This is a genomic window from Pseudomonas batumici, assembly GCF_036585405.1.
Classification (GTDB): Bacteria; Pseudomonadota; Gammaproteobacteria; order Pseudomonadales; family Pseudomonadaceae; genus Aquipseudomonas; species Aquipseudomonas batumici.
Genome location: NZ_CP144470.1, coordinates 3059390 through 3072500, shown reverse-complemented (window position 1 = coordinate 3072500; position 13111 = coordinate 3059390). Strand labels below are relative to the sequence as shown.

Here is a 13111-nt window from a genome sequence, read left to right as displayed (position 1 = left end):
GAAGATGTAACGGGGCTCAAACCATGCACCGAAGCTACGGGTATCACGCAAGTGATGCGGTAGAGGAGCGTTCTGTAAGCCTGTGAAGGTGAGTTGAGAAGCTTGCTGGAGGTATCAGAAGTGCGAATGCTGACATGAGTAACGACAATGGGTGTGAAAAACACCCACGCCGAAAGACCAAGGTTTCCTGCGCAACGTTAATCGACGCAGGGTTAGTCGGTCCCTAAGGCGAGGCTGAAAAGCGTAGTCGATGGAAAACAGGTTAATATTCCTGTACTTCTGGTTATTGCGATGGAGGGACGGAGAAGGCTAGGCCAGCTTGGCGTTGGTTGTCCAAGTTTAAGGTGGTAGGCTGGACTCTTAGGTAAATCCGGGAGTCTAAGGCCGAGAGCTGATGACGAGTGTCCTTTAGGACGCGAAGTGGTTGATGCCATGCTTCCAAGAAAAGCTTCTAAGCTTCAGGTAACCAGGAACCGTACCCCAAACCGACACAGGTGGTTGGGTAGAGAATACCAAGGCGCTTGAGAGAACTCGGGTGAAGGAACTAGGCAAAATGGCACCGTAACTTCGGGAGAAGGTGCGCCGGTGAGGGTTAAGGACTTGCTCCGTAAGCCCATGCCGGTCGAAGATACCAGGCCGCTGCGACTGTTTATTAAAAACACAGCACTCTGCAAACACGAAAGTGGACGTATAGGGTGTGACGCCTGCCCGGTGCCGGAAGGTTAATTGATGGGGTTAGCTAACGCGAAGCTCTTGATCGAAGCCCCGGTAAACGGCGGCCGTAACTATAACGGTCCTAAGGTAGCGAAATTCCTTGTCGGGTAAGTTCCGACCTGCACGAATGGCGTAACGATGGCGGCGCTGTCTCCACCCGAGACTCAGTGAAATTGAAATCGCTGTGAAGATGCAGTGTATCCGCGGCTAGACGGAAAGACCCCGTGAACCTTTACTATAGCTTTGCACTGGACTTTGAATTTGCTTGTGTAGGATAGGTGGGAGGCTTTGAAGCGTGGACGCCAGTCTGCGTGGAGCCATCCTTGAAATACCACCCTGGCAACTTTGAGGTTCTAACTCAGGTCCGTTATCCGGATCGAGGACAGTGTATGGTGGGTAGTTTGACTGGGGCGGTCTCCTCCTAAAGAGTAACGGAGGAGTACGAAGGTGCGCTCAGACCGGTCGGAAATCGGTCGTAGAGTATAAAGGCAAAAGCGCGCTTGACTGCGAGACAGACACGTCGAGCAGGTACGAAAGTAGGTCTTAGTGATCCGGTGGTTCTGTATGGAAGGGCCATCGCTCAACGGATAAAAGGTACTCCGGGGATAACAGGCTGATACCGCCCAAGAGTTCATATCGACGGCGGTGTTTGGCACCTCGATGTCGGCTCATCACATCCTGGGGCTGAAGCCGGTCCCAAGGGTATGGCTGTTCGCCATTTAAAGTGGTACGCGAGCTGGGTTTAGAACGTCGTGAGACAGTTCGGTCCCTATCTGCCGTGGACGTTTGAGATTTGAGAGGGGCTGCTCCTAGTACGAGAGGACCGGAGTGGACGAACCTCTGGTGTTCCGGTTGTCACGCCAGTGGCATTGCCGGGTAGCTATGTTCGGAAAAGATAACCGCTGAAAGCATCTAAGCGGGAAACTTGCCTCAAGATGAGATCTCACTGGAACCTTGAGTTCCCTGAAGGGCCGTCGAAGACTACGACGTTGATAGGTTGGGTGTGTAAGCGCTGTGAGGCGTTGAGCTAACCAATACTAATTGCCCGTGAGGCTTGACCATATAACACCCAAGCAATTTGCTGACTCGAAAGAGCACCAGATTGCGGTGTGTGAAGACGAAACGAACCGAAAGTTTGTAGCTCACAAAACACCAAGCTGTCACATACCCATTCGCTGGAGCGTGATCTCGTAAGAGAAAACGACCTGGCTACCGAATTTCTTGACGACCATAGAGCATTGGAACCACCTGATCCCATCCCGAACTCAGCAGTGAAACGATGCATCGCCGATGGTAGTGTGGGGTTTCCCCATGTGAGAGTAGGTCATCGTCAAGATTAAATTCCAAAACCCCTATCTGCGACCGCAGGTAGGGGTTTTGTTTTTGCGCCACCGAAATACCTGACCCTCCACCGCCTTCCGGCAGGGGCGATTGGGCGCGCCGGAGGTGTTAAAGTCCAGCCTTCGTTTTGAATTCTCCAAGGAAGTCGGCATGTCGGATGCGACGTCACTCAACCCAGCCTTCATGGTGGTTCAGAGCAACAGCCCTGAAGAGCTTCGCAGCCTGGTGATCAACGTGATGCGACGTTATCCCCTGGCCCCCCTGGAGAATGAAATCGCCCTGGTGCAGAGCAACGGCATCGCCCAGTGGCTGAAACTCGCCCTGGCCGAAGATCCCGCAGACGATGACCAGGGCGGCTGCGGCATCGCCGCCGCTATCGATGTGCAACTGCCCGGCAGCTTCATGTGGCAGCTCTATCGGATGGTGCTGGGCCGTGACGAGATCCCGGCCAGGTCCCTGCTCGACAAGGGGCCGCTGACCTGGCGCCTGATGCGCCTGCTGCCGGAGCTCATCGACCAGCCCCACTTCGAGCCGCTGCAACGCTTCCTCACCCACGACAGCGACCTGCGCAAGCGCTACCAACTGGCCGAGCGCCTCGCCGACCTGTTCGACCAATACCAGGTCTATCGCGCCGACTGGCTGGAAGACTGGGCTGCCGGTCGCCATCAGCTGCGCGGTGGCCGTGGCGAGATCAAGCCGCTGCCGCCGGCCAATTGCTGGCAGGCCGAGTTATGGCGCGCACTGCTGTTGGATGTCGGCGAGTCGGGCATGGCCCAGAGCCGGGCCGGCGTTCACCAGCGCTTTATCGAACGTATCAACCAGCTGGAAAACCCACCGCCAGGTCTGCCGCCGCGAGTGATCGTGTTCGGCATCTCCTCGCTGCCCGCCCAGGCCCTCGAAGCCCTCGCCGGATTGGCCCGTTTCAGCCAGGTGTTGCTTTGCGTGCATAACCCCTGTCGCCATCATTGGTCCGATATCGTCGCCGACAAGGACCTGCTGCGTAACCAGTACAAACGCCAGGTCCGCAAAGCCGGAATGCCGCTGGCCCTCGATCCGCAAACCCTGCACCAGCACGCGCACCCGCTGTTGGCCGCGTGGGGCAAGCAGGGCCGTGACTACATCAACCTGCTGGACAGCTACGACGATCCCGCCAGTTATCGCGCGGCTTTCCGCGACGGCCGTATCGACCTGTTCAGCGACAGCACGCCACTGACCCTGCTCAACCAACTGCAGGACGATATCCTCGAACTGCGCCCGCTCAATGAAACCCGCGAGCACTGGCCGGCCGTCGACCTGGCGCGGGACCAATCGATCCGCTTCCACGTTGCCCACAGCGCCCAGCGGGAAGTGGAAATCCTCCACGACCAACTGCTCGAGCGCTTCAGTGCCGAGCCGGAACTGCGGCCGCGCGACATCATCGTCATGGTCCCGGATATCGACAGCTACGCGCCGCATATCCGCGCGGTCTTCGGCCAGCTCGAGCGCGGTGATCCGCGCTTCATCCCCTTCACCCTGGCCGACCAGGGCCAGCGTGGTCGCGACCCGTTGCTGATTGCCGTCGAACACCTGCTCAAGCTGCCCGACAGTCGTTTCCCGGTCAGCGAGATCCTCGACCTGCTCGATGTCCCCGCCTTGCGCGCCCGTTTCAATGTGCAAGAGCGTGACCTGCCGACCTTGCATCGTTGGATCGAAGGTGCCGGCGTGCGCTGGGGCATGAACGCCGAACAACGTGCCGGCCTCGGCCTGCCCGATACACTGGAACAGAACAGCTGGCAGTTCGGCCTGCGGCGCATGCTGCTGGGCTACGCGGTCGGTCGCGGCGATGCCTGTGAAGGCATCGAACCCTACGATGAGATCGGTGGCCTCGACGCCGCCTTGATCGGCCCGCTGGTGGCGCTGCTCGACGCGCTGGAAATCGCCCACCAGGAACTTTCCGAGCCGGCACTTCCCGAGCAATGGGGTGAACGCCTGCACGCACTGATCCAGTTGTTTTTCCTCGCCGACACCGAGCACGACGACTACCTGCTGATGCAGCTTGAGCAACTGCGCGCCGACTGGCTGGAAACCTGCCAGGCGGTGAACCTGCAAGAAACCCTGCCGCTGACCGTGGTACGCGAAGCCTGGTTGGCCGGCCTCGACCAGGGCCGCCTGTCCCAGCGCTTCCTGGCCGGTGCGGTGAACTTCTGCACCCTGATGCCGATGCGGGCCATCCCGTTCAAGCTGGTCTGCCTGCTGGGCATGAACGACGGCGACTACCCCCGTGCGCAGCCGCCGCTGGATTTCGACCTGATGGGCAGCGACTACCGCCCCGGCGATCGCTCACGGCGCGAAGATGACCGCTACCTGTTGCTCGAAGCCTTGCTGTCGGCCAGGCATCAGCTCTACATCAGTTGGGTCGGTCATAGCATCCGCGACAACAGCGAGCGTCCGGCCTCGGTCCTGATCGGCCAGTTGCGCGACCATCTCGCTGCCGGCTGGCGACTGCCGGACGCCGACGGTGAACAACTGCTGAAGGGCCTGACCCAGGCGCATCCGTTGCAGCCCTTCAGCGCCCGCTATTTCCATGACAGCCATGCCGATCTGTTCAGCTATGCGCGCGAGTGGCAACAACTGCACGAGAGCCAGGATCCGAGCGCGACGAGCACCGAACTCGACGCCTACCGGCAGGAAGAGCCACTGACCCTGGCCCAGCTCCAGGACTTCCTACGCAACCCCGTACGGCACTTTTTCAGCCAGCGCCTGAAGGTCTTCTTCGAAGCGGCCCAGGCACCGCTGGCCGACGAGGAGCCGTTCGTGCTCGACGCCCTGCAACGCTACAGCCTCAGCGACAGCCTGTTGCAAGCGGCGCTGCTCCAGGCCGACAACCCGGACGATGCGCTGCGCCACCAGGCCCGGCGGCTGCAGGCGAGCGGCCTGCTGCCCATGGCCGGATTCGGCGAATTGCTGCAACACGAACTGATCGAACCGTTGCCGGATCTGCTGCAACGTTACCGGCAACTGCTCAGCCTCTGGCCGACCCCGCTGACCAGCGCCGTGCCCGTCGCCTTCGATGCCGGCGGCACCCGGGTGGAGGGCTGGCTGAGCGGCCTGCACCAGCGCAGTGACGGCGGCCTGCTCGCGGTGACGACCATTCCCAACAGCATCGGCTCGCTCAAGACCCGCAAATGGCATCGCCTCACCCGGCCGTGGGTCGAGCACCTGGTGGCCTGTGCCTGCGAACTGTCGATGACCACTGCATTGGTGGCCAGCGACGACACCTTGCTGCTGCCGCCTTTCGAAGCGCCGTGTGCCGCCGAAATCCTCGGCAACCTGCTGCTGGCCTGGCAGTCCGGCATGCGGCGTCCGCTTCCGGTCGCGGTCAAGACTGCCTTTGCCTGGCTCGCCCAATCGGACCCGCTCAAGGCACAGGACGCGGCCCGCAAGGCCTACGACGGCGACGGTGTGAACAGCGAGGGCGAGCGGCGGGAAAACGCGGCCCTGGCCCGACAGTTCGCCGACTACAACGCGCTGATCGCCAGCGAGGAATTCGAAGGCTGGTGCGATGCGCTCTATCGCCCGTTGCTCGAAGCGCCCTGGCGTTCACTCGCCGCCGAGGAGGCGCGTTCATGACCGACAGCAAGACTCCCCTGGCCCTGGCCTTCCCGCTACGCGGCAGCCAACTGATCGAAGCCAGTGCCGGTACCGGCAAGACCTTCACCATCTCCGCGCTCTACCTGCGCCTGGTTCTCGGCCATGGCGGCGAGGCCTCGGGTTTCGGCCGCGAGTTGCTGCCGCCGCAGATCCTCGTGGTGACCTTCACCGACGCCGCCACCCAGGAGCTGCGTGACCGTATCCGCACCCGTCTGGCGGAAGCCGCGCGGTTCTTTCGCGACGAGATGGAAGCCCCCGATGCGCTGATTGCCCAACTGCGTGACGAATACCTGCCCGAACACTGGCCGGCGTGCGCCAACCATCTGGATATCGCCGCCCAATGGATGGACGAAGCGGCGGTGTCGACGATCCACGGCTGGTGCCAGCGCATGCTGCGCGAACATGCCTTCGACAGCGGCAGCCTGTTTACCCAGACCCTGGAGACCGACCACAGCGAACTGCTCGGCGAAGTGCTGCGCGATTACTGGCGGCTGTTCTGCTACAAGATGCACGGCGATGCGCTGAACTGGGTCCGGGCGAACTGGGGCGGCCCGGCGGCGTTGTTGCCCCGGGTGCGGGCCTTGTTCGGTAGCGAACGGCGCAACGACAATCCGCAAGAGCCGGCCGAACTGATCGAGGCCTGTCTGCAGGAGCGTCGCCAGGTCCTGGTGCAGTTCAAGGCGCCCTGGCGGCAATGGGCCGTCGAGCTGCGGGATATCTGCCTGCAAGGCGTGGCGAACAAGACCGTCGACGGCCGCAAGATGCAGGCGCGCTACTTCGAACCCTGGTTCGAAAAACTGACGGCCTGGGCCGAGGACGAGAGCCAGGAGCAACTGGATATCGGCACCGGCTTCAGCCGCCTGACCGCCACGGGCCTGGCCGAAGCCTGGAAGGGCGAGCCGCCGAGCCACCCGGCCCTAGATGCCATGGCCGGCTTGAAAGCCAGCCTCGACGGCTTGCCCACCCCGGACGCCGCCGTGCTCGAACACGCCGCCCGCTGGGTCGGCATGCGCTTCGAGGAAGAGAAACGCCGGCGTGCCGAGATGGGTTTCGACGACATGCTGCTGCGCCTCGACGCGGCGCTCCAGGCCGACGCCGGCGAGCGTCTGGCGAGCCTGATCCGCGAGCAGTTCCCGGTGGCCCTGATCGACGAATTCCAGGACACCGACCCGGTGCAATACCGGATCTTCGAAAGTATCTACCGCATCGAGGACAACAGCCCCGAGTGCGGCCTGTTCCTGATCGGCGACCCGAAGCAGGCGATCTACGCCTTCCGTGGTGCCGACATCTACACCTACCTGCGGGCGCGCCAGGCTACCCTCGGTCGGCTGCATACCCTGGGCACCAACTTCCGTTCCAGCCAGGCAATGGTCACGGCGGTCAACCACGTCTTCGAACGGGCCGAGCAGCGCGAGCAGGGGCGCGGTGCGTTCCTGTTTCGCGAGGGCGACGACAACCCGGTACCTTTTCTGCCGGTGGCCGCCCAGGGGCGCAAGGAAGTGTTGCAGATCGACGGCCAGCCCGTGGCGGCGCTCAACCTCTGGCAACTGCCATCGGAGCAACCGGTGTCCGGCGCGGTATATCGCCAACAGTTGGCGGCGGCCTGCGCCAGTCGCATCGTCGAACTGCTCAACGGTGGGCAACGGCAGCTCAGTGGTTTTGTCCGCGACGGCGTGCTCAAGGGCGTGCTGCCCTCCGATATCGCGATCCTGGTGCGTGACGGCAAGGAGGCCCAGGCGGTGCGTGGCGAGCTGGCGAGTCGCGGCGTGCGCAGCGTCTACCTCTCGGACAAGGATTCGGTGTTCGCCGCCCAGGAGGCCCATGACCTGCTGGCCTGGCTCAAGGCCTGCGCCGAGCCGGATGTCGAACGCCCGCTGCGGGCGGCCCTGGCCTGCATCACCCTGAACCTGCCGTTGGCCGAACTGGAGCGGCTGAACCAGGACGAGCTGGCCTGGGAAGAACGGGTCATGCAGTTCCGCCGCTATCGCGAGATCTGGCGCAAACAGGGCGTACTGCCGATGCTGCGTCGACTGATCCATGACTTCCACTTGCCCCGGGCGCTGATGGCCCGCAGCGATGGCGAGCGGGTGCTGACCAACGTGCTGCACCTGTCCGAGCTGCTGCAACAGGCGGCCTCCGAGCTTGACGGCGAACAGGCGCTGATCCGTCATCTCGGCGAGCACCTGGCATCCTCCGGCCAGGCGGGCGAAGAACAGATCCTGCGTCTGGAAAGCGACGAGCAACTGGTCAAGGTGGTGACCATCCACAAGTCCAAGGGCCTGGAATACCCCCTGGTGTTCCTGCCGTTCATCTGCTCGGTCAAACCGGTGGACGGCAGTCGCCTGCCGCTGCATTACCACGATGCCGAGGGCAAGGCCCAGGTCAGCCTGAAACCCACCGCCGAACTGATCGTCCAGGCCGACGACGAGCGCCTGGCCGAAGACCTGCGCCTGCTCTACGTGGCCCTGACCCGAGCCCGGCATGCCTGCTGGCTGGGAGTAGCCGACCTCAAGCGCGGCAATCACAACAGCTCGGTGCTGCACCTGTCGGCCCTCGGTTATCTGCTCGGTGGCGGTGCTGTGCTGGGCGAATCCACCGGCCTTGAACGCTGGCTGCTGGACCTGCAGCAGGATTGCCCGGCGCTGGCCTGCGAACCTCTGCCGGCAGCCACCGCCGAAGCCTTCCAGGCGCCGCGCAACGACGCCAGTTTGCTCGCTCCGCGCTTGCCCAAGCGCAGTGCCAGCGAGTACTGGTGGATCGCTTCCTACAGCGCCTTGCGCATCGGCGAGGTGCAGAGTCCCGACAGTGACGAAGCGCCGGAAAGCCCCCAGGCGCAGAAGCTCTTCGACGACGAGCGCCTCGATCCGGCCGCGCCTCGCGACCTGGCACAGAGCGGTAGCGACATCCATCGTTTCCCTCGTGGCCCGAACCCCGGAACCTTCCTCCACGGGCTGCTCGAATGGGCCGGTGACGAGGGCTTCGATGCCGACCGCGCGCTCATCGAAAAAGCCGTCGCCCCCCGCTGCAACCTGCGCGGTTGGAAAGGCTGGATCGCGACCCTGAGCGACTGGCTCGCCGACCTGCTGCAAACGCCTTTGCGGCTGGGCAACGATCAGCCGCCGGTGGTGCTCAAGGACCTGAAGGCCTACCGGGTGGAAATGGAGTTCTGGTTCGCCAGCCACAGCGTCGATGTGCTCAAGGTCGACGAACTGGTGCGTCGCCATACCCACGCCGGCGTCGCCCGGGCCAAGGCCGAGCCGGTATCGCTCAATGGCATGTTCAAGGGCTTTATCGACCTGACCTTCGAACACCAGGGGCGCTACTACGTGGCGGATTACAAGTCCAACTGGCTGGGCGCCGATGACGCGGCCTACACCGAGCAGGCGATGAACCTGTCGATCCTCGACAACCGCTACGACCTGCAATACGTGCTCTACCTGCTGGCCCTGCATCGCCAGCTCAAGGCGCGGCTGCCGGATTATGACTACGACCGGCATATGGGCGGAGCCTTGTACCTGTTCCTGCGGGGCACCCGTGCGCCGAGCCAGGGGGTGTTTTTCACCCGGCCGCCGCGCGAACTGATCGAGCACCTGGACCTGCTGTTCCAGGGCAAACCGGTGCCCCGTGGCGAGCCCGCCTGGGAGCAGGGGAGTCTGTTATGAAACGCTCTTTTTCCGAAATCCTGCCGACGGCGCTGAGCGACGACAGCCTGGCCGAACTGACGCCCCTGAGCCGCGCGGCGGACTTGTTGTTGCTGTTGGAACGCTGGGTCGAACGGGGTTGGCTGCGGGCGCTGGACAAGGCCTTCGTGGCCTTTCTCCACGAGCTCGATGCCGAGGCCGATCCGCTGGTGCTGCTGGCGGCGGCGCTGACCAGCCACCAGTTGGGACACGGGCATGTCTGCCTCGATCTGTTCGCCACCTTGCAGGAACCGGATTTCGCCCTGTCGCTGCCGCCGGAGGGCGATGTGCAGGGCGGTGCGTTGCTGCTGCCGTCGCAGTTGCTGGTGGCCCTGGACGGCGAGCACTGGTGCCGGTCGCTGCAGGCCAGTTCGCTGGTGGCGCTGGCGGACGACGAGGGTATCGAGGCGGCACAGCGCCCGCTGGTGCTCAGCGGGCGGCGCCTGTACCTGCGGCGCTACTGGGCTTACGAGCGGCGTATCGACGAGGCCTTGCGCCGGCGCCTGGCGGAACAGGAAGAGACCCCGGACGACTTGGCGCAACGCCTGACCGCGCTGTTTGGCGCAGCGGCTCCCGGCGCCCGCATCGACTGGCAGAAACTCGCCTGTGCCCTGGCCACGCGAGGGGCGTTCAGCATCGTCACCGGTGGTCCCGGTACGGGCAAGACCACCACCGTGGTGCGCTTGCTGGCGTTGCTCCAGGCCCCGGCGGTGGCGGCGGGCAAACCCTTGCGCATTCGCCTGGCGGCGCCCACCGGCAAGGCCGCTGCGCGGCTGACCGAGTCCATCAGTGCGCAGGTGCGCTCGCTGGAGATCGACGACGGCGTGCGCGGCAAGATCCCCAGCGAGGTCACCACCGTCCACCGCCTGCTGGGTAGCCGGCCGGGCACCCGGCACTTCCGGCATCACGCGGGCAATCGCCTGCCGCTGGACGTGCTGGTGGTGGACGAAGCGTCGATGATCGACCTGGAAATGATGGCCAGCCTGCTCGATGCCTTGCCTGACCACGCCCGGTTGGTGCTGCTGGGCGACAAGGACCAGCTGGCGTCGGTGGAGGCCGGCGCGGTCTTGGGCGACCTGTGTCGTGATGCCGAGGAGGGCTGGTACAGCGCGGCGACCCGTGACTGGCTGCAGGCGGTCAGTGGCGAGGCGATGGACGCCAGCGGTTTACGCGAGGACCTGGACGACAGCCATCCGCTGGCCCAGCAAGTAGTGATGTTGCGTCATTCCCGGCGCTTTGGCGAAGGCAGCGGTATCGGTCAGTTGGCCCGCCTGGTCAATCGCCAGTCGGCGGACGAGGCGCGGGCGCTGCTGGCGGCCGGCAGTCACGCGGATCTGTTTGCGCTGTCGCTCAAGGGCGAGCAGGACAAGAAGTTCGAGCGCCTGGTATTGGACGGCCAGGGCTCCGGCCCGAAAGGCTACCGGCACTACCTGGGGGTGCTGCGCAGCCAGCGTCCGGATGTTGGTACCGACCTGGCGGATGCACGCTGGACCGACTGGGCGCGCACGGTGCTCCAGGCTTTCGACGAGTTCCAGTTGCTCTGTGCCGTGCGCAAGGGCCCCTGGGGTGTCGAGGGTTTGAACCAACGGATTACCACGGCGTTGTTCGCCCAGCGCCTGATCGACAGCGACCAGCATTGGTACGAGGGGCGTCCGGTGCTGATGACCCGCAACGACTACGGCCTGGGCCTGATGAACGGCGATATCGGCATTGCCCTGAAACTGCCGGAGCGCGACGGACCCGAGGCCGGCCAGCCGGTGCTGCGGGTGGCCTTCCCGCGTAATGACGGGCAGGGCGGGGTGCGCTTTGTCCTGCCCAGTCGCTTGAACGATGTGGAGACGGTGTATGCCATGACGGTGCACAAGTCCCAGGGCTCGGAGTTCGCCCACACCGCGCTGATCCTGCCGCAGGTGTTGAACCCGGTGCTGACCAAGGAATTGATCTACACCGGGATCACCCGGGCCAAGGACTGGTTCAGCCTGATCGAACCACGTGCCGGGGTATTCGAGGAGGCGGTGGCGCGCAAGGTCAAGCGGCTCAGCGGACTGATGCTTGAGCTGGGCGCGGAGCACTGACCGCGCCGACTTCAATCCCCATGAACCGGCGCACCCGCTCGCCCTTCGCCTCCTCGCGAATCGCTTGCGGGCTGGCATCCAGCTGCACCAAGCCGTTCTCCATGAACACCACCCGATCGGAAATCGACATGGCGAAATCCATCTCATGGGTGACGATCAGCATCGTCATCCCCTCATCCGCCAACTCGCGAATCACCTTCAGCACTTCCCCTACCAGCTCCGGGTCCAGCGCCGAGGTCGGCTCGTCGAACAGCATGATCTGCGGTTCCATCGCCAGCGCCCGGGCAATCGCCACCCGCTGCTGCTGACCGCCCGAGAGCTGATGCGGGTACTTGCGCGCATGGGCCAGCAACCCGACCTTGTCCAGCAAGGCCAGTGCGCGTTGTTCGCTCACTTCCCGGCTCGCACCGTGGTAGAGCGACGCCAGGGTGATGTTGTCGAGGATGCAGCGATGGGGGAACAGGTTGAAGTTCTGGAACACCATGCCGATGCGCCGCACACCTCGGCGGATCTGCGGGCTGTTGGGGTGATTGGCGGCGCTGATGAAGCCCTCGCCGAATAGCACGATCTTGCCCTGGTCGATGCTTTCCAGGCCGTTGATGGTGCGGATCAGCGACGTCTTGCCCGAGCCGGACGGGCCGATGATGGAAATCACCTGGCCACTGCCGACCGCCAGGTCAATGCCCTTGAGCACGGCGTGGTTGCCATAGCGCTTGTGGATATTCTGCAGATCCAGCGCCAACGGGGCCCCGCTGACCGATTGCGCGCGAGGCGACTGGGTCAGGGTTGGTTGCGCGGCCCTGAGTCCGGCGATGGCGCTCTCATCGAGGGTTTGCGGCGTGCGCTGGCCCAGGTCCAGGTAGCGCTCCAGGCGCTGCAGGAGCCAGCCGAACAGGCTGACGATCAGCACGTAGTACACCGCCACCGCGCCGAGGGTTTCCATCACCAGGAAGTTCTGCGCGTAGAGGCGCTGGCCGACGGTGAGCAGCTCGGTGAGGGAAATCACCGAGACCAGCGAGGTCAGTTTCACCACCGTGATGTATTCGTTGATCAGGGTCGGCAACGAGATGCGAAAGGCCTGGGGAATCACGATCAGTCGTTGCAGCCCCAGCACGCCGATGCCCAGGGCGCGGCCGGCTTCCTTCTGGCCCCTGGCGACCGAGATCAGTCCGCCGCGATGGATCTCGGCCATGTAGGCGGCCTCGGTGACCACCAGCGCGAACAACCCGGAATAGAACGGATTGGACAGCACGCTGCCGGTCAGCGGGAACAGCTGCGGCAGGTTGTAGACGAACACCACCAGCACCAGCAGCGGGATGCTGCGAAAGAACCAGATGTAGGCGGCGGCCGGCAGGCGCAACCAGGCCGAGGCGGACAGCTTGGCCGAGGCCAGGAAGAAGCCCAGCAACATGCCGATGAACCAGGCCAGGGCGCTGAGTTCGACCACCGTGACACAGGCTTGCCAGAAGGCCGGCATCGAGAACAGCGAAAAGAAATAGGGCCAATCGAATTGCATAGAAACCTCGGTGTTGCGTTGACGCGACGACACGCTTTTGTGGGAGCGGAGCTTGCCCGCGAAGAAGTCGCTGCGGTTTTTCAGACATGCCGCGTTATCGTTCTTCGCGGGCAAGCACCGCTCCCACATTAGTCACGCAGGATTCAGGCCCGGTG

Annotated in this window: 4 protein-coding genes and 2 rRNA genes (1 of these 6 only partly in view); 5 read left to right on the top strand and 1 reads right to left on the bottom strand. The window is 63.8% G+C overall.

What is annotated here, in order from left to right; translation table 11 throughout:
* The 5 genes from NUH87_RS13905 to recD all read left to right on the top strand — a co-directional run.
* Positions 1-1776, top strand: a 23S ribosomal RNA gene (locus NUH87_RS13905) (it extends 1115 nt beyond the left edge of the window).
* Between the two features lie 158 nt (positions 1777-1934).
* A 5S ribosomal RNA gene (gene rrf / locus NUH87_RS13900) occupies positions 1935-2050 on the top strand.
* Positions 2051-2205: 155 nt separating this feature from the next.
* A complete protein-coding gene (recC, locus tag NUH87_RS13895; protein ID WP_338526427.1) occupies positions 2206-5664 on the top strand; it encodes an exodeoxyribonuclease V subunit gamma in 3459 nt (1152 codons plus the stop codon).
* Entirely contained in the window at positions 5661-9347 is a 3687-nt protein-coding gene (gene recB, locus NUH87_RS13890; protein ID WP_338526425.1) for an exodeoxyribonuclease V subunit beta, read from the top strand. Before recC ends, recB begins: the two co-directional genes overlap by 4 nt.
* On the top strand, positions 9344-11440 hold the full coding sequence (recD, locus tag NUH87_RS13885) for an exodeoxyribonuclease V subunit alpha (RefSeq protein WP_338526423.1): 2097 nt from the start codon (positions 9344-9346) through the stop codon (positions 11438-11440). Before recB ends, recD begins: the two co-directional genes overlap by 4 nt.
* On the opposite strand, the gene NUH87_RS13880 is transcribed toward recD, so the two are convergent.
* A complete protein-coding gene (locus NUH87_RS13880; protein ID WP_338526421.1) occupies positions 11403-12956 on the bottom strand; it encodes an amino acid ABC transporter permease/ATP-binding protein in 1554 nt (517 codons plus the stop codon). The two genes, recD and NUH87_RS13880, sit on opposite strands and share 38 nt — an antisense overlap.
* Between the last annotated feature and the right edge of the window lie 155 nt (positions 12957-13111).